Source organism: Dyadobacter sp. CY323, from assembly GCF_021390245.1.
In the GTDB taxonomy this organism is placed as follows: Bacteria; Bacteroidota; Bacteroidia; order Cytophagales; family Spirosomataceae; genus Dyadobacter.
The window spans coordinates 199,950-217,756 of sequence record NZ_JAJUXH010000002.1; the positions used below are offsets into that span (position 1 = coordinate 199,950).

Genomic DNA, 17,807 nt, shown 5'->3' on the forward strand with positions numbered 1-17,807 from the left:
AAAGATGCCTGTTAAAATTCTGATTGTAGATGATCACCCCATGGTACTGGAGGGATTAAAATCGCTGCTCGCCGATGCTGAGGGGATCGAGGTTGTGGGAACGGCTTGCAATGCGATCGATGCAATCGCATTTCTAAAAAATAACCCCGTCGACATCGCATTTCTGGATATTAACCTCCCCGACATCAGCGGTATTGACCTTTGTAAAAAAGTAAAGGAACAATTTCCGGAAGTGAAGACACTCGCATTGAGCACATTTAGCGAACGGGCGTACGTTTCGCGCATGATCCAAAATGGCGCGTCAGGTTATCTTATTAAAAGTTCTGGAAAAGAGGATATCCTGGAAGCGATCCAGCAGGTGCAGGCCGGCGGTTATTTTATGAATGTGAATTTCGACCAGGTTGCGGCACCTGCCGCCCAGCGCGCGGTCCCTTTTTTGACAAGGCGAGAAAAAGAAGTGCTTTTATTGATCGCCGAAGGTCTGACAAACCCTCAGATCGCCGAGCAGCTTTTTGTGAGTGTGACCACCGTCAACAGTCACAGACAGAATTTGTTAATGAAATTCGAAGTTTCAAATACCGCTTCGTTAATAAAGCTGGCGGCTGGGTTAGGGTTGATTTGATGTGTAGCACCGGTGATCTTGAAAAGAACTATTTTATTATAGATAATGAAACCGGCATTGCACTATGAAAATTCTATCTCCATTTACAGTGTAAACCAATCTATGCTCACCGGAAATGCGTCTCGATCGCTTTAAGCTCTATTTGTTTCTCAATTCGTTGCCAAACTTCCAAATGGAAAAATAGCCGATGTAACGTGCGCACGGTTCATGATCTGACCAAGTTCCTTTGCCTTTTCCGGAAATTGCGGGGTCAGGTTGGTTGTCTCGGCGGGGTCTTTCGACAGATCGTACAATTCAACCAATGCATCGGGATTTCCGGCCGCTTTCAACCTCACAGCCTTCCAATTACCTTGCCGCACGGCCTGCCTGCCTCCCTGCTCGTGAAATTCCCAGTACAGGTAATCATGCTTTTTCTGTGTCGGTCTTCCTCTCAATGCATCGGTAAATGAAATCCCGTCGATATTAGCAGGTGATGTCGTATGAGCCAGTTCAGCAAACGTGGGCAGAATATCCCAGAATGCTCCGATAAATTCACTTTTTGATCCAGGTTTAATGGCTGCCGGCCAGCGCGCGGCGAATGGCTCCCTCACTCCACCTTCATACAAATCGCGTTTTACACCCCTGAAACCGCCGCTGCTATTGAAAAATTTGGGATCTGCGCCACCTTCCACATGCGGGCCATTGTCGCTTGTGAAAATGACCAGTGTGTTCTTGTCAAGTCCTTTTTCTTTCAATTTCTCCATCACCTGACCCACGTACAGGTCCAGCCGGGTTACCATTGCGGCAAAGGTTGCATGCGGAAACTCCTGCGAAGCATACCCGCCAGACGTAGCACGAACCCCATAATCCGCTCCCTTGAAAGGCTTTTCTTCAAATTTGCCTTTATAATATTGGAATATACTGTCGTCCGGGACGATCAGCTCAGCGTGTGGCAGGATGTATGGTAAAAACAGAAAAAAGGGCTTCGATCCGTTCTGCATTTCAACAAAACTGATCGCTTGTTTTTGAATGAGATCGGGAGCGTACTCCTTGTTATAAAGCAAGTTCTTATTTCCTTCGAGAACCACTTTCTTAGAGTTGTCCCAAAGGTGATTTGGATAGTAACGGTGTGCCAGGCTTTGGCAATTATATCCGTAAAAGTGATCAAAACCCTGCTTATTCGGCTCACCTTCTGATCCGACAGGCCCTAATCCCCATTTGCCGAAAGCAGCCGTATTGTACCCGGCCTTTTTTAAAACTTCCGCGACAGTGACCACCGAATCGGCAATGGGCTGCTGCCCCTCCGGCTCGACACTTTTATTTCCCCGAATATAGGTATGACCTGTATGCTGCCCGCTAAGTAGTGAAGATCGGGACGGTGCACAAACGGAGGTTCCTGCGTAAAACTGGTTGAAAATCATACCCTCACGGGCAAGTTTGTCAATGTTAGGCGTTTTGATCAGTTTCTGACCATTGAAGCCGACATCACCATAGCCGAGGTCATCAGCCAGAATAAAAACAATATTAGGCCGTGCCGGTTTTTGAGCCTGCGCCAGCAGGTCGGGACGCAGAAAGACAAACGCAACACCTATCAGACTGAAAATCCGTTTCTTCATGAATATCATAGAGAGTGATAACTTAAAAAGGCTTTGAAACCGAAAGGTTACTTGCAAAACAGCTTAAATAAAGCCTTTTTGAAGAAAAAGCCAACTTTGATTTTAGAAAATCGAACTTAAAGTCATGAAGAGAACAAAGAAAAAAAGCAGATTTGCGGTGTATATTTGTTCCCAATACCCTACGACAGCCGGTACGACTAGCATGAATTGACAACCACCGAAAATTCCGGCAAGTCGGCACCAGGCTGTCTCTTAGGGTATCAGGAGCAACATCTATTTGTAGTAATCTTTATTATCGAAGAAAACATTAATCTACTTAATTGATAGACAAAATAAAGATATTGAGCTCAGAAAAACAATAGCATGCCTCATTGATGTCAAAACTTTCTTGAAATTAAATAGTGAGGGGTTTTGTGGGGGTAATCCGCTGGACACCCTGAATGCGTCCGCTACTCTTCACTTTCCATATATCGAAGTTCTTCTGCATTTCCAGCCAGAATTCAGCATTTACACCGAATCCCTCCTCTAATCGCACCGCCATCTCCGCCGAAACGGCGGCCGTTTCGTTCACTACCTCAGATAACTGTTTTCGGCTCACATTCAGCGCTTTTGCAGCCTGAGTAACTGAAACTTTCATTTCCTTCAAAATATCTTCCCGAAGAATCGCTCCGGGATGCACTGGTTTCATTCCACTTTCCATAGTTCTTTCCTAATGGTAGTCCACATAATCCACATCAAAAACTTCATCATCCCTGAACGTGATAAAATCCTGTAATTACCCGTCACCCACACAGACCAAATCCCAGATCTATTTCCGGTCAATTGATGAAGTCTGTAACCCGGAATCGCTCGAATCGGGTCTAATGTTTTCGCAGCATTTAATGCTGACAAAATGCGTCTCAACTTCTCTATTTGTTCCGGCGGTAGCTTTGAAGGATTATTTCTTTCCCAAAGTAGCCGCAGGCCTTTATGTTTAAAGGTCTTTATCATGTTAATATAGTGTGATACCCCAAAGGTTACAATATTTTCCTTACTAATTGTGTCTTCAATAAAAAAGTTAACGCTACTTCTTCAAAACCTCCCCCGCAGCCCTCACATTTTTGCCGGCTTTTTGCTGTAAATCATCGCCCAGATCTTCCCGCGCGGCTTCGGCGATTTTGGTCAGTTCTGCTACGATTTCAGGGTTTTGCTCCATTACATCGTAACGTTCCCCCGGATCGCGGGCCAGATTGTACAATGCGGCGGGATAGGGATGGTCTTCCGGACTAGGCCCCGGCTGACCATTTTTACCAGGCAGCGAACCTTCATATTTCCGGCCGGGATGAGCAAATACCAGTTTCCAATTGTGCTTTCTGACAGCTTCGAGGCTATTTTTACGATAATAGTAAAGAAAATTCTCCCGAGGCGTTTTAGTTTCATCTCCTTTAAGCAAATCGACGAACTCGATGCCGTCGATCTTTTCCTTTGGCAATTTGGCACCGGTAAGTTTAGCGATGGTGGGGAGAATATCCAGTGTGGATAAAAGCTTGTTCGACACCCTGCCTGCCGGCACGACACCCGGCCAGCGGATCATGCAGGGTTCTCTCTGCCCACCTTCAAACGAAGTTCCCTTTCCTTCGCGGAAGCCGCCCGAGGAGCCGGCATGATCGCCATAGTTCAGCCACGGACCATTATCACTTGTGAAAATGACCAGTGTATTTTCATCCAATCCCTGGGTTTTTAGTTCTTTCATAATTTCGCCGACCGACCAATCCAGCTCCATTAAAACATCTCCAAAAATCCCTCTCTCGCTTTTCCCCCTGAATCTTGCAGACGCAGCCAGCGGCACGTGCGGCATGGGATGAGGCACGTACATAAAGAATGGCTTGTTTTTATTTTTTCGGATAAATGCGACCGCGTGTTCAGTAATCGTTGGTGTCAGTTCAGACGCATCTTCGAGCGTTTTGATTTCTTTGCCAGCGTTATTTCCATCGATCCAATGCAATGGCGGATATTTTGAGCGCTCCTGCCAGGGATGTAGAGGCCACATATCATGCGAGTATGGTACACCATAATATTCATCAAATCCCTGCTGCAAAGGCAAAAACTCCGTCTGACTTCCCAGATGCCATTTTCCAAAAATTCCCGTCGCATATCCCTGTGCCTTTACAAGTTCGGCGATTGTTTCTTCCTTTGGATTCAAACCGACGAGTGACGAGGGTCCAAATGCGCCTGAAATTCCCAGCCTGTTGGGATAACATCCGGTCATCAATGCCGCGCGTGACGCACTGCAAACAGCCTGGGCAGCCATGAAATTGGTGAAACGTGTCCCTTCTGCGGCCATTTTATCCAGATTCGGAGTTTTGTAGCCCAAAGCTCCCGTCACCGACAAATCACCATAACCGAGGTCGTCGATGAAGAATAAGACGACGTTTGGAGTTTTGGCCGCCGGTTTCCCGGGAGCAAATGCCATTGAAAGACATAAAGAAATAGACAAAATCAGGATTACAGTGATTCGGAGCATGTTTGAGATCTTAGATGGGTCGATCGCTGAAATTATTAAATATATTCTTTGAAGACTATTTTTTGAAAATATCGGTCGGTTTTCCCCAATCCGCACGCACCGTATTCCTCCAGCCGCACTGGCCCGGAGCCGAGGCACTATTTTGGAAAACACACTTTACTTTCGGAATTTAGCTCCTCCCATTTCTATAGTATGGAAAACGACAATACCTATTTTGGAGTAAAAGAGATTGCCCGCCGGGCCAATGTGTCCATTGCAACTGTCGATCGGGTTATTCACAACAGGACCGGCGTTTCCGAAAAGACCAAAAAGAAGATCAATGACATTATAAAGGAGCTTGATTACCAGCCCAATATCCTTGCAAGCCGACTCGCTTCCAAAAAGATCATTTCGCTGGCTGTCCTCATTCCGAGCGTTTCGGAAGAAACCGATTTCTGGGAAGCGCCGTTGAATGGCATTACCCGGGCAGAAGATGAAATTAAAAAGTATGGCGTTCAGGCGGTTAACTTTTTCTTTGACCTGAATAACAAAGAATCTTTTACCAAACAGGCCAACCTGATCCTGCAAGGTCACTTTCAGGGAGTATTGCTTTCACCTTCATTTGTAGATGAAGCACAAAAATTTGCAGAATCCTGCAAGCGCCTGAAAATCCCTTTCACATTCATCGACTCCGACATTCCCGATCAGGATAACCTTTGCTACATCGGGCCGCATTTGTCCCAAAGCGGATATGTGGGGGCCAAATTGCTTACTTACCGACTAAAAGAAAACCATCAGGTACTGGTTGTCAATATTTCAAAAGAGACAGACAATTACAGCTACATTCAGATCGAAGAAGGTTTCCGGTCTTATTTTAAAGATCATCACATCCCCGGGGAAATCATCCGCATTAACATTAAAGATACTGACAGCCTTTCCGTGACCCGCGACCTCACGCGCGTTTTACACGAACACGAAAACATCGAGGCGATATTTGTGACCAATTCCAGGGTATTTGCAGTCGCCGCTTTTCTGGAAAAAGCAAAACGCACAGACATTTCGCTGATCGGTTATGACTTTCTGAAAGAAAATATCGAATATCTGAACAACGAAACGATCGACTTTCTGATCTGCCACAAGCCGGAAGAACAAGGTTACCGTGGCCTGATGTCTCTATACGAAACACTTGTGCTCGGAAAACGGATCGAAAAGGTACATTTCATGCCTATCGATATCATTACCAAAGAAAATCAGGCGTTTTACAAAAACTAGGAAATTAATTATAAACAATCTCCAAGATCTCTTGTAAATTAAAAAAGGTTAGTATATTTACGGGTACGTACCCGAAACTGTTACGAGTCGACTATTCCTAAACACTTTTTCCTATACCCAACATGCATTCTTTAAGCAGAAGAAAATTCATTGTTAACTCAGCTATTGCCGGCGCGGGACTCGGTTTAATGGACTACTCATCTCTTTCAGCTAAGCCTGCTGACGGAAAACGGGTAGGTATCATCGGGCTGGACACTTCGCACAGCATTGCCTTTACAAAAGCCCTGAATGCCGCCAGCCCTGACCCTGTCTTCGATGGCTACCGTGTTGCTGCCGCGTATCCTTACGGGAGCAAAGACATTGAAACGAGTGCTAAACGCATTCCGGGTTACATTGAAGAAGTAAAAAAGCTCGGTGTGGAAATCGCAGGTTCGATCAAAGAACTGCTGGACAAATCGGACGTGATCCTCCTTGAAACGAATGACGGCAGGCTGCATTTGGAACAGGCTTTACAGGTTTTGAAGGCAGGCAAGCGTATGTTTATCGATAAGCCGGTTGCCGCTTCCCTTTCCGATGCTATTGCCATTTACGAAGCAGCCAAAAAATATAATATCCCCATATTCACAGCCTCGTCGCTGCGTTATATTAAAGGACTTGAAGGCGTTGATAAAAAGAAAGTACTCGGCGCAGACACATACAGTCCGGCCGTTTTAGAAAAAACACACCCTGACTTTTTCTGGTACGGAATCCATGGAGTGGAAACGCTTTTTACCGTGATGGGAACAGGTTGCAAAGCGGTAACCCGTGTCAATACACCTAATACAGACATTGTCGTCGGTATATGGGGCGACGGTCGCACGGGCACATTCAGAGGAACACGTACCGGAAAGCACGACTATGGCGGGACTGTTTTTACCGAAGACGGCAATAAAACGCTCGGACCTTATGGCGGTTATGAGCCACTTTTAGTAGACATTATCAAGTATTTCAAAACAGGCGAGGTACCTGTAACCCCCGAAGAAACGATTGAGATATTCGCATTCATGGAAGCTGCGGATGAAAGCAAAAGACAAGGCGGGAAAAGTGTGACGCTGGAAAGTGTGCTGGCGAAAGCAAAAAAGAAGTAAGCATTATTCCATCCTAAACCGGAATATAATGAAGCTATTTAACCAAACACTTTCACGCAGAACCTTCCTCCGTCAGAATTCAATGGCCGGGCTTGGAGTTGCAATGGCAGGTTCCAGCCTGGCAAAACCTTTTGAAATCAGAAATATTTCGGCCGAAAAGCCGGCAATATTAGGCGGGCCATCGGCATGGGCGGAGCACAAATGGCCAGCCTGGCCGATCTGGGATAAAGAAAACGATGAGAAGCTGGTGCTGGAAGTGTTGCGCAGCGGTGTTTGGTCGAGAGCGGATATGGTTACCCGGTTCGAAAAAGAATGGGCGGAGGCGCTCGGCGCGAAAAGAAGCCTTGCAGTGGTAAATGGGACCAATGCCCTGGTAACGACGATCAACCAAATGGACATCAAGGCGGGTGATGAAGTACTGGTGCCGCCTTATACGTTTATAGCTACCGTTTCTTCCATTTTGTCAAATGGCGCGATGCCGGTTTTCGTGGACATCGATCCCGAAACGTTTCAGATTGATCCGGCTAAGATCGAAGCTAAAATTACATCGCGCACCAAAGCAATTATGCCAGTCCACATTCTGGGTTTGCCAGCGGATATGGACCGAATTATGGCCATTGCCAAAAAACACAACCTGCTCGTGATCGAGGATGCTTGTCAGGCGCATTTGGCGGAGTATGACAATAAAAAAGTGGGTACGATCGGTGATGCGGGCTGTTTTAGTTTCCAAAATTCCAAAAACCTGCCGATCGGGGAAGGCGGCGCCGTGGTGAGCAACAATGACAAGTTCATGGACAAATGCTTTTCCTATACCAATTTTGGAAATCCATATGGGACGGCGGTCGGCGCAGTGGGTACCGGGAGTGTGATGCAGGGGACAAAACTGCGGTTCACCGAATACCAGGCGGCGATCGGCATTGCCCAATTGAAACGGCTTGATGCCCAGACTACGGTACGGAACGACAATGCGAATTATCTTAAATCATTGATAAAAGACATTCCGGGCATAACTCCCTACAAATTGTACGACAAGGTAACGCGCGGCGCATATCACCTTTTTCCGTTCAGATATAATAAAGAAGGTTTCAAGGGATTATCAAGAGAGGATTTTCTTACTGCACTGCGGGCCGAAGGCATTCCATGTTCGAGCGGCTATGCGACTTTGAATACGCAGCCTTATTTAAAAGATACATTCGACTCCAAAAATTACCGGAAATCGTATCCAAAGGAAATGCTCGACATCAATGCATATAATGAGCGTAACAAATGCCCGCTGAACGACAAGCTTTGTAAGGAAGAGGCTGTCTGGTTCACTCAGAACATGCTTTTGGGGAGTAAAACCGACATGCAGGACATTGCCTCGGCCATTGAGAAAATCAATAAAAATGCGGACAAAGTTAAAACGCTTGGCAAGAAATGAGGATACTACTTTTATCGGTTTTAGCATTAATCACCCTGACGCCTGCATTTGCACAAAAAACGTGGAAAGCCGGTGTCGCACGAGTTGCCATTACACCTGCCGAGCAACTATGGATGGCAGGTTTTGCGTCACGCACACAAGCTTCCGAAGGAAAACTGCATGATATCTGGGCAAAAGCACTTGCATTGGAAGATGCGGATGGAAAACAAGCCGTCCTCATCACAACCGATTTGCTTGGTTTTCCAAAAGCGATGTCGGACAACATCCGGGCGCAGTTGCTTTCGAAATACAAGCTTTCCAAGGGGCAAATTATCCTTAACAGCTCACATACGCATTCCGGCCCAGTGCTCGGAAGTGCATTGTCCGACATTTATCCATTTGGACAGCCGGAGCAACAGAAGATTGACAAATACTCGGAATGGCTCACCAACCAGATCGTTACATTGGCTGGTAATGCATTGAAATCACTTCAACCTGCCGTTCTTGAATCCGGAAATGGGGTGGCAAGATTCCAGGTAAACCGCAGGAACAACAATGCGGCTACGCTTGATCGACTGACTGAGATAACCGGTCCCGGCGACGCCGCAGTACCTGTTTTAAAAGTATCTGATCCGAAAGGAAAATTGCTGGCGATTGCATTCGGTTACGCATGCCATCCGACGGTTTTAGATTTGAATAAATTCTCGGGAGATTATCCCGGTTACGCCCAGATCGAGCTGGAAAAACTATATCCGGGAACGACTGCCTTGTTTTTTCAAGGTGCAGGCGCGGATCAAAATCCATTACCCCGGCATACGGTACCTCTCGCGATCCAATATGGAAAAACACTCGCAGCATCTGTGGAGCGGGTTATCAGTGAAAACATGAAACCGCTGGACGCCAAAATTTCCACCGCCTACACCGAGGTAAATCTTTCGCTCACCACTGCGCCGACGAAAGATCAGCTTTCCGCAATGGCTGACAAGACGACGGGGTATCAGCAGAAATGGGCGAAAAGAATGGTCGAGAGAATCAATAAAGGAGAGAAATTTCCAACCTCCTACCCTTTCCCGTTACAAGTCTGGAAGCTGGGCGAACAGGCAATTATGACCATGGGCGGTGAGCTTGTGGTGGATTATGCCATTAACCTTAAAAAAATCTTTGGTCAGAACATTTTCGTAATGGGTTATTCCAACGATGTGATGAATTACATTCCGAGTGCGACGATTTTGCGGGAAGGCGGATACGAAGGTGAAACTGCGGCGATCGTTTATGGACTTCCGGCCACCTGGGCTTCGGATGTTGAGATTGAGATTCTTAACGGAATGGTGCAGCTTGCCAAACAGGCGGGTGTAGTGAAGCCGGAATCACGGGTAATTAAGAATTGATCAAAAAAAGCATTAGAACTGTGAATAATACCTCCGGAATGGAAGCATTAACTGATACCGAAAAGCGGATTGCAACGCATTACTTTTCCGGATTTGAACGGGCTCACGATACTTACAACGCCATTTCGGCAGCGAGTGACGGGAAAATCTACTACGCACTTTCATCTGACAATCATGAGATCGGCGGGCAAATGTATGTGTATGATCCAGCCAGCGATTCGATCCGGTTTTTAGGAGACCTGACCACCATATGCGGCGAGCAGGATTTGAAAGCAATCCCGCAGGGAAAAAGTCATGTGCGGTTTTACGAACGGAACGGGAAGCTTTATTTTTCAACACATGTCGGCTTTTATCAGCTGATCGACGGCATGGACCGCCTGCCCGAAACGGCGCCCGAAGGTTATCAGCTTTATCCGGGAGGCCATTTTCTTTCTTATGATCTGGAAACCGGCACGTTTCAAGATCTGGCGAAAGTGCCCGGCGGAGAAGGAATGGTGTCGATGACGATGGATAAAGATCGCGGGCATTTGTACGGGATCACCTGGCCGCACGGCAATTTTATTCATTATGATTTGGATAAAAATGAATTAAAAAGTCTCGGGCCGATTTCCCATGACGGAGAAGCAGGTACGCCGGGTGACGATTTCAGGTCGTTGTGCCGCTCGTTATTTGTGGATGCGCGAAATGGCGACGTTTATTTTTCGGTAGCAGAAGGTGACATTTTTACCTATAATCCTGAAACAGAACTTCTTCGAAAACTCGAAAACGTGGATCTGAGGCTGGATTACTTTGGCAAATACGATCCGACACGGCCAGGCAGCATGTCGTACAACTGGCGGAAAATATTCTGGCACCCAACCGAGAATGTAGCGTATGGCATACACGGCAACTCGGGATACCTGTTCCGTTTTGATCCAAAAGCAGAGACCATCGAGATCGTGGAACGCATTACTTCTTCGCCTTCCCGAAAAAGCGGCATGTTCGATCAGTTTAGTTATGGATATCTCGGATTTCAGCTGGGCCCCGATCAGGAAACGATCTACTACCTCACCGGCGGCCCCATTTACGAAAATGGAAAACGGCTGAAAGGCGAAGTACAGATCGCGAAAGGCGCGGCCAAAGGACTGGAAAACCTGCATTTGGTCACCTACCATTTACCCACTAATACCTACACCGATCACGGACCGATCTTTTATGGCGACGGCGAACGTCCGACTTATGTCAACTCGATTGCGGTAGGTGCGGATGGCAGCGTTTATTCTCTTGCCCGGTTCAATCATGAGGGTAAAGTGATCCAGGACCTCATTAAAATACCTAACCCTTTTAAGTAACACCTGGCGGCCTGACTATCAGTATGATTTTCTATTCCGCCCTTTTAAAATTGATGACCGAAAATTTAGAATTATGAAAACTGAAAACATACAAACGAAACAGGATATGTCGGAAAACGATGTGAATACTGGTGACAACCGTAGGGATTTTATCAAAAAAACGCTGGCAGGAAGTGCATTGCTGACTTTCGGAGGTGTTTTACCCGGTTTTAGTCCAAAAAGTTACGCGAAGATCATCGGTGCCAATGAAAAGGTACGGGTTGGTATGATGGGGGTAAACAGTCGCGGACTTGCATTATCATCTAATTATGCTTTGCAGCCCAACTGCGAGGTCGTTTCCATTTCAGATGTAGACACCCGCGCGGCGGAAAAAGCGATTACAACGGTGAATAATCTTGCCAAGTATAAGCCCGCCAATACACCTGATTTCCGTAAGGCATTGGAAAACAAAGATATGGATGCACTGGTGATCGCCGCGCCGGACCACTGGCATGCACCCGCAGCTATTCTGGCATCGAAAGCCGGAAAGCACGTATACCTCGAAAAGCCTTGCAGCCACAATCCGAATGAAGGTGAGCTGCTGATGCAAGCAGCAAAGAAATATAAGAATGTAATCCAGATGGGCAATCAGCGTCGCTCGTGGCCGAATGTCGCTGCGGGGATTAAGGAGATCCACAATGGTGCGATTGGCAGAGCATATTTTGTAAAAGGCTGGTACACAAACAATCGGGAGTCTATCGGTATAGGAAAAGAAACCGCTGTTCCTTCCTGGCTTGATTATGACTTGTGGCAGGGACCGGCTCCGCGGCGTGCGTTTAAAGATAATCTGATCCATTACAACTGGCATTGGTTCTGGAACTGGGGAACAGGCGAGGCTTTGAACAATGGTACCCACATGCTGGACCTTATGCGTTGGGGATTGCAGGTGGAATACCCTACCCGCGTAACTTCTTCCGGAGGCCGTTATCGTTACAAAGACGATTGGGAGACACCAGATACACAAGTAATTAACCTTGAATTCGCCAATAATACCGCGATGACCTGGGAAGGCAGGAGCTGCAACGGACGCACCATAGAAGGTGCAAGCGTGGGCGTTATTTTCTATGGGGATAATGGTTCTTTACAGATCAGCGAGGGTAATAGTTATGTGATTTATGATTTGAAAAACAAAGTTGTTAAAGAAGTTAAAAACGACTTTGTGATTGACCCAAGAAACAAAATGAACCCGTCGCAGGGACTGGATGCTTTACACATTCAGAACTTCTTTGATGCGATCAAAAAAGGAACGCCGCTGGCATCCGAGATCGTCGGCGGGCATCAGAGTACGTTGCTGGCCCAGCTTGGTAACATTGCGGTCCGCACGGGAGACACATTAACTATTGATCCCACAAACGGGCATATCAAAGGCAACAAGGCTGCCGAAAAACTCTGGAAAAGAGAATATCAAAAAGGCTGGGAGCCAACTATCTAGCTTTTTCTCTCTCCAAATCATCTTAAGTCCGGGGCTTAAAAGCCCCGGCAATTGAAGAAAAAATCTATTTATTTTTTTATGTCTGAGACATTAAAAATTAATCAATTGCCCCGGGCTTCAGCCCGGGGATAAAGGATAAAGCTGGATAAAGATATTTTAAATGAAAGCTGAGACAATTGCTATTAAAGTTGAAGATTTAACAAAAAGAGAGACTACTATTTCAATCTTTCTGATCGGGGTGATGTTTTTCATATTTGGATTCATCTCGTGGGTGAATTCCATTTTGATCCCTTATTTCAAAATTGCCTGTGAGCTAACCAGTTTCCAGGCTTATCTGGTGGCTTTTGCTTTTTACATTGCCTACTTTGTGATGTCGGTACCGGCTTCGTTTTTGCTCAGAAAGCTCGGTTTTAAAAAAGGCATGATGCTGGGTTTCTGGGCGATGGCGCTTGGGGCATTCATTTTTGTACCGGCGGCAATGTCCCGAACGTATGAAATTTTCCTGATGGGTCTTTTCACGATCGGTATCGGGCTTTCCATTTTGCAAACAGCTGCGAATCCGTACATTACGATTTTAGGTTCAAAGGATCGGGCTGCCCAACGGATCAGTATCATGGGGATTTGTAACAAAGCGGCGGGGATTTTGTCCCCAATCGTGTTTGCAGCAGTTATCCTGAAACCTACTGATACTGATTTGTTTAAGCAACTAAGTTCAATGACCGACCTTCAAAGAAGCGCCGCATTGGATGAGCTGATCCAGAGGGTGATCACGCCATACATTTGTCTCGGAACATTCTTGTTTATATTGGGTTACCTGGTTTACAAATCACCTCTGCCAGAAATTGATACCGAGCACGAAAGCCAGGATGTGGCGACGGCGAATGCAGGTAAAAACAGCATTTTCCAATTCCCGCATTTGATCCTCGGTGCATTGGCGATTTTCCTGCACGTGGGTACGCAGGTGATTGCGATCGATACAATCATCGGGTATGCCAATTCAATGGGCATTGATCTGCTGGAAGCGAAGGTATTCCCATCTTACACGCTTTTCTGTACCATTTGCGGTTATCTGATCGGGATTACGGTGATTCCAAAATTCATCAGTCAGGTGAATGCATTGCGGATCTGTACCTTGCTTGGGACAATCTTTACATTACTGATCATTTTCGCTCATGGACAAATCAATTTTCTGGGTCACGACACCGACATTTCAATCTGGTTTGTGGTCTTACTAGGTCTGGCCAACTCATTGGTGTGGGCGGGAATATGGCCGCTGGCACTCGACGATCTCGGAAGGTTCACCAAACTAGGCGCCTCGATCATGATCATGGGCCTCTGCGGAAACGCAATTATGCCATTATTCTACGGGTACTTTGCTGATAAACTGGATGTTCGTCAGGCGTACTGGGTGTTGCTGCCTTGTTATTTGTATTTGGTGTTCTATGCGGTGAAGGGGCATAAGTTGAGGAAGTGGGGGTTTTAGCTTTGGCTTTTAGCTACTAGCTGTTAGCTATTAGCCTTTATCCACGATTTCAATGTTGATCAAAATACTAAGCAGTAAAAAAAAGAGCTAACAGCTAAACGCTAATAGCTAAAAGCAAAAAACCATGCGCTTAAAAATCATAAATGCTACCATCATTACCCCCTACCGTTACATTCGAAACGGCAGCATTGTCGTGGAAAATGGGGTGATTTTGGAGATTAAAGAGGGGGATATTGATTTTCCGGATTCGGATGTGATTGATGCCGGCGGGAAATATGTAGCACCAGGTTTTATCGACTTGCACATTCATGGTGGCGGCGGACATGATTTTATGGATGGTACCGTCGATGCCTTTCTCAAAATCGCTGAAACCCATGCGCAATATGGAACTACCGCGCTGGTGCCGACGACGCTGACGAGTGAAAAAGAGGATTTGCTGGTTACACTTGATAATTACGAGAAGGCGAATGCGACCAATTTGTTTGGCGCGCAGTTTCTCGGAATGCATTTAGAGGGGCCGTATTTTGCATTAAGTCAGCGGGGTGCGCAGGACCCGAGATACATTCGCAATCCCGATCCAGCCGAGTATGAAGAAGTGCTGGCCTATTCTTCGTCGATTACAAGATGGAGTGCGGCTCCCGAGCTACCGGGTGCCATTGATTTTGGAAAAAGATTAAAACAAAAAGGCATTCTCGCGGCCGTCGCACATACCGATGCCATTTATGAGGAGGTACTTGAAGCTTACGAAAACGGGTACACGCTGGCGACGCATTTATATTCCGCAATGTCCGGCGTGACGCGGAGGAATGCATTTCGGTATGCGGGTACGATTGAAAGTGCTTTTCTGCTGGATATGGATGTAGAGATCATCGCCGATGGTGTGCATTTGCCGGCTCCGTTATTGAAACTCATTTATAAAATAAAGGGCCCCGACCGGATCGCATTGATCACCGACGCCATGCGCGCCGCCGGAATGCCGGAAGGTGAAAGCACGCTGGGCTCATTAAAAAACGGGTTGAAAGTGATTGTGGAAGACGGCGTTGCCAAGTTACCCGACCGCACCTCGTTCGCGGGAAGTGTTTCGACCGCCGACAGATTGGTGAGGAATATGGTGAAGATGGCAGATGTTTCTTTGCTCGATTCTGTGCGGATGATGACAGCCACGCCGGCGCGCATTATGGGTGTGGATCAAAAAAAGGGAACTCTGGCAGCCGGAAAGGATGCTGACATTGTGATTTTTGATGAAAATATACAGGTCGAAATGACCATTGTGAAAGGAAAAATTATTTACGAACAGAAAAACAGGAGTGTTACTACCACAAACTATGAAAGTTGATCAGCTTGAAATACAGATTTTTGATACAAGAAAAGAAATGGGGGAAACTGCGGCTAAAATGGTGGCAGAAAAGATCCGTGAAATTCAGGACACAAAGGAATTTGTAAATATCATATTTGCCTCTGCGCCCTCCCAGAACGAGTTTTTGGCCGCATTGAAAGAAGAAAAAGGAGTGAAATGGGAGAAGATCAATGCATTTCACATGGATGAATATGTGGGCATTGCCGCCGATGCACCGCAGAATTTCGGCTACTTTCTGAAAGTACGTTTGTTCGATCACGTTCCCGTTCATTCCGTTTCATACCTCGACGGTAACGCAACCGATCTGGAAAAGGAATGCGAACGTTACTCGAAATTATTGCTGGATAACCCGACGGACATTGTTTGTATGGGAATAGGCGAAAACGGTCACCTTGCATTTAACGACCCGCATGTTGCTTTTTTTGATGATCCATTGATCGTAAAACAAGTGGAACTGGATCATGCCTGCCGCCAGCAGCAGGTGAATGACGAATGCTTTGATACATTCGACGAAGTACCTGAAACGGCATTGACGCTAACAATCCCGACCTTATTGAAAGCCAAATATGCATTCTGCATTGTACCCGGCGAGAAAAAAGCGGATGCGATTTACCATACTGTTGAAGAAGAAATTCGGGAGGAGTTCCCGTCCACGATCCTCCGCAGACATCCGAATGCCATTTTGTTTATTGACAAAGCAAGTTCAGGGAAACTGAAAGAAATATCGTCGTACAGTCAGGCATAGTTTCGTTTTGAAGCTATCTTGCAACTATTACCTCAATCCATTCAAATGAAAAAAGAACTCTTGACAATCGCTTTATTGAGCGCAATGGCATTAAATCAGGGATGTAATTCGAAGAAAGAGGAAGCTAAGGAAGAGACGACGAAAAAACCTTTGAGCCTGATCGTTGTAGAACCCGGCCACTTTCACGCGGCGCTACTTCAGAAATCGATGTATGCTGATGTCGATTCGGTGGTGCACGTGTATGCGCCGGAAGGTCCGGATGTGAAAGCGTATCTCGACAAAGTGGATAAATACAACGCCGCGCCCGAAAATCCGACAAGCTGGAAAGAGGAAGTATATACCGGCACCGATTTTCTGGACAAAATGCTGGCAGACAAGAAGGGTAATGTGGTGGTTTTGGCCGGAAATAACCAGAAGAAAACGGATTATATCAAAAAATCGGTGGATGCAGGTTTGAATGTATTAGCCGACAAACCAATGGCGATCGACGCGGCTGGTTTTGATAAATTGAAAGAAGCATTTGCGAGCGCGGAGAAAAATAAAGTGCTTTTGTACGACATCATGACCGAGCGTTATGAGATTACCAATGCATTGCAGCGTGAACTGGCATCATTGCCCGCGATTTTTGGCGAGCTTCAAAAAGGTACTCCTGAGAATCCGGCAGTAATGAAAGAAAGTGTGCACCATTATTTCAAATACATTTCCGGCGAGCCGCTGGTACGTCCAAGCTGGTTTTTCGACGTGGCGCAGCAGGGTGAAGGAATGGTGGATGTGACCACGCACCTCGTGGATCTGGTTCAATGGAGCGCCTTCCCGGATGCGGTTGTAGATTATGAAAAAGATGTGAAATTGCTGGCTACAAAACGTACTGCCACGCAATTGACGCCATCTCAATTCAAGCTTGTCACCAAAAACGATAAGTATCCCGACTTTTTGAGCAAAGATGTAAAAGACTCAACATTAAGTGTTTATTCCAATGGCGAGATCAACTATTCACTGAAAGGTGTGCACGCAAAAGTGTCGGTTCTCTGGAACTTCCAGGCCCCGGAAGGCACCGGCGACACGCATTACTCGATCATGAAAGGCTCAAAAGCCAACCTGATCGTCCGTCAGGGTAAAGAGCAGAAATACAAGCCTGTACTTTTCATTGAAAATACCGACAAGTCGAAAGCCTACGAAGACGGCGTGGCGGCGGCATTCAAATCTGTACAGGATAAGTATCCGGGCGTAGAGCTGAAAAAGATTGCGGCAGGCTGGGAAATCACTATTCCAGCAAAATACGATACCGGCCACGAATCGCACTTCGCGCAGGTTGCCAATAAGTATATGGAGTATTTGAAAGCCGGCAAGCTGCCTGAATGGGAAGTGCCGAATATGATTACGAAATATTGGATCACGACAATGGCGCTGAAACAGGCGAAGGGAGGAAAATGATTCCGTTGGCTAAAGCCGACGGAAATTGACTTTTGTCCTGCTGAGCGGAGTCGAAGCACTTTGCTGGCCAGTAGAGTGCTTCGACTCCGCTCAGCATGACA

At 46.4% G+C, this 17,807-nt stretch carries 16 protein-coding genes; 11 read left to right on the forward strand and 5 right to left on the reverse strand.

Annotated elements, in window-relative coordinates:
• Positions 1–4 precede the first annotated feature (4 nt).
• Positions 5–622 (forward strand): response regulator transcription factor, encoded by a 618-nt coding sequence (locus LZG72_RS04155; RefSeq protein WP_233867909.1) that lies wholly within the window; start codon positions 5–7, stop codon positions 620–622.
• 36 nt (positions 623–658) lie between these two features.
• On the opposite strand, the gene LZG72_RS04160 is transcribed toward LZG72_RS04155, so the two are convergent.
• From LZG72_RS04160 to LZG72_RS04175, 5 genes are all read right to left on the reverse strand, one after another.
• Complete coding sequence (locus tag LZG72_RS04160; RefSeq protein ID WP_310590547.1) at positions 659–739, reverse strand: type II toxin-antitoxin system YoeB family toxin; 81 nt, start codon at positions 737–739, stop codon at positions 659–661.
• Positions 740–771: 32 nt separating this feature from the next.
• Positions 772–2,217 (reverse strand): arylsulfatase, encoded by a 1,446-nt coding sequence (locus LZG72_RS04165; RefSeq protein WP_233867911.1) that lies wholly within the window; start codon positions 2,215–2,217, stop codon positions 772–774.
• A gap of 394 nt (positions 2,218–2,611) precedes the next feature.
• A complete protein-coding gene (locus LZG72_RS04170) occupies positions 2,612–2,917 on the reverse strand; it encodes a HigA family addiction module antitoxin (protein ID WP_233867913.1) in 306 nt (101 codons plus the stop codon).
• Positions 2,902–3,207, reverse strand: a complete 306-nt coding sequence (locus tag LZG72_RS29400) for a type II toxin-antitoxin system RelE/ParE family toxin (protein WP_409017655.1) — start codon at positions 3,205–3,207, stop codon at positions 2,902–2,904. The genes LZG72_RS04170 and LZG72_RS29400 overlap by 16 nt, the downstream gene beginning before the upstream one ends.
• A 73-nt stretch (positions 3,208–3,280) precedes the next feature.
• Positions 3,281–4,669 carry a sulfatase gene (locus tag LZG72_RS04175; protein ID WP_233868877.1) on the reverse strand — a complete coding sequence of 463 codons (1,389 nt, stop codon included), beginning with the start codon at positions 4,667–4,669 and terminating at the stop codon, positions 3,281–3,283.
• A 243-nt stretch (positions 4,670–4,912) separates the two neighbouring features.
• Between LZG72_RS04175 and LZG72_RS04180 the strand changes: the two genes are divergently transcribed.
• From LZG72_RS04180 to LZG72_RS04225, 10 genes are all read left to right on the forward strand, one after another.
• Positions 4,913–5,971 (forward strand): LacI family DNA-binding transcriptional regulator, encoded by a 1,059-nt coding sequence (locus LZG72_RS04180; protein WP_233867915.1) that lies wholly within the window; start codon positions 4,913–4,915, stop codon positions 5,969–5,971.
• 122 nt (positions 5,972–6,093) lie between these two features.
• A complete protein-coding gene (locus LZG72_RS04185) occupies positions 6,094–7,098 on the forward strand; it encodes a Gfo/Idh/MocA family protein (RefSeq protein ID WP_233867917.1) in 1,005 nt (334 codons plus the stop codon).
• Between the two features lie 28 nt (positions 7,099–7,126).
• Positions 7,127–8,518, forward strand: a complete 1,392-nt coding sequence (locus tag LZG72_RS04190) for a DegT/DnrJ/EryC1/StrS aminotransferase family protein (protein WP_233867920.1) — start codon at positions 7,127–7,129, stop codon at positions 8,516–8,518.
• Positions 8,515–9,885 carry a neutral/alkaline non-lysosomal ceramidase N-terminal domain-containing protein gene (locus tag LZG72_RS04195; RefSeq protein WP_233867923.1) on the forward strand — a complete coding sequence of 457 codons (1,371 nt, stop codon included), beginning with the start codon at positions 8,515–8,517 and terminating at the stop codon, positions 9,883–9,885. Before LZG72_RS04190 ends, LZG72_RS04195 begins: the two co-directional genes overlap by 4 nt.
• A gap of 38 nt (positions 9,886–9,923) precedes the next feature.
• Positions 9,924–11,216 (forward strand): hypothetical protein, encoded by a 1,293-nt coding sequence (locus LZG72_RS04200; RefSeq protein WP_233868879.1) that lies wholly within the window; start codon positions 9,924–9,926, stop codon positions 11,214–11,216.
• A gap of 106 nt (positions 11,217–11,322) precedes the next feature.
• Complete coding sequence (locus LZG72_RS04205) at positions 11,323–12,687, forward strand: Gfo/Idh/MocA family protein (protein WP_409017664.1); 1,365 nt, start codon at positions 11,323–11,325, stop codon at positions 12,685–12,687.
• A 160-nt stretch (positions 12,688–12,847) separates the two neighbouring features.
• Positions 12,848–14,170 (forward strand): sugar MFS transporter, encoded by a 1,323-nt coding sequence (locus LZG72_RS04210; protein ID WP_233867928.1) that lies wholly within the window; start codon positions 12,848–12,850, stop codon positions 14,168–14,170.
• Between the two features lie 124 nt (positions 14,171–14,294).
• The gene (nagA, locus tag LZG72_RS04215) at positions 14,295–15,506 is read left to right on the forward strand and encodes an N-acetylglucosamine-6-phosphate deacetylase (RefSeq protein WP_233867931.1); all 1,212 of its coding nucleotides are present in this window, start codon (positions 14,295–14,297) and stop codon (positions 15,504–15,506) included.
• Positions 15,496–16,272, forward strand: coding sequence for a glucosamine-6-phosphate deaminase (locus LZG72_RS04220; protein WP_233867934.1), 777 nt, complete (start codon positions 15,496–15,498; stop codon positions 16,270–16,272). The genes nagA and LZG72_RS04220 overlap by 11 nt, the downstream gene beginning before the upstream one ends.
• Positions 16,273–16,317: 45 nt before the next feature.
• A complete protein-coding gene (locus LZG72_RS04225) occupies positions 16,318–17,706 on the forward strand; it encodes a putative oxidoreductase C-terminal domain-containing protein (protein WP_233867937.1) in 1,389 nt (462 codons plus the stop codon).
• Positions 17,707–17,807 lie beyond the last annotated feature (101 nt).

Excerpts from the sequence above, each read along its gene's own strand:
- LZG72_RS04180 (WP_233867915.1), top strand. The coding sequence starts at position 4,913 with ATGGAAAACGACAATACCTATTTTGGAGTAAAAGAGATTGCCCGCCGG.
- LZG72_RS29400 (WP_409017655.1), bottom strand. The coding sequence starts at position 3,207 with ATGATAAAGACCTTTAAACATAAAGGCCTGCGGCTACTTTGGGAAAGA.
- LZG72_RS04200 (WP_233868879.1), top strand. The coding sequence starts at position 9,924 with ATGGAAGCATTAACTGATACCGAAAAGCGGATTGCAACGCATTACTTT.
- LZG72_RS04170 (WP_233867913.1), bottom strand. The coding sequence starts at position 2,917 with ATGGAAAGTGGAATGAAACCAGTGCATCCCGGAGCGATTCTTCGGGAA.
- LZG72_RS04220 (WP_233867934.1), top strand. The coding sequence starts at position 15,496 with ATGAAAGTTGATCAGCTTGAAATACAGATTTTTGATACAAGAAAAGAA.
- LZG72_RS04210 (WP_233867928.1), top strand. The coding sequence starts at position 12,848 with ATGAAAGCTGAGACAATTGCTATTAAAGTTGAAGATTTAACAAAAAGA.
- LZG72_RS04190 (WP_233867920.1), top strand. The coding sequence starts at position 7,127 with ATGAAGCTATTTAACCAAACACTTTCACGCAGAACCTTCCTCCGTCAG.
- LZG72_RS04165 (WP_233867911.1), bottom strand. The coding sequence starts at position 2,217 with ATGAAGAAACGGATTTTCAGTCTGATAGGTGTTGCGTTTGTCTTTCTG.
- LZG72_RS04175 (WP_233868877.1), bottom strand. The coding sequence starts at position 4,669 with ATGGCATTTGCTCCCGGGAAACCGGCGGCCAAAACTCCAAACGTCGTC.
- LZG72_RS04225 (WP_233867937.1), top strand. The coding sequence starts at position 16,318 with ATGAAAAAAGAACTCTTGACAATCGCTTTATTGAGCGCAATGGCATTA.
- LZG72_RS04185 (WP_233867917.1), top strand. The coding sequence starts at position 6,094 with ATGCATTCTTTAAGCAGAAGAAAATTCATTGTTAACTCAGCTATTGCC.
- LZG72_RS04195 (WP_233867923.1), top strand. The coding sequence starts at position 8,515 with ATGAGGATACTACTTTTATCGGTTTTAGCATTAATCACCCTGACGCCT.
- LZG72_RS04205 (WP_409017664.1), top strand. The coding sequence starts at position 11,323 with ATGTCGGAAAACGATGTGAATACTGGTGACAACCGTAGGGATTTTATC.
- nagA (WP_233867931.1), top strand. The coding sequence starts at position 14,295 with ATGCGCTTAAAAATCATAAATGCTACCATCATTACCCCCTACCGTTAC.
- LZG72_RS04155 (WP_233867909.1), top strand. The coding sequence starts at position 5 with ATGCCTGTTAAAATTCTGATTGTAGATGATCACCCCATGGTACTGGAG.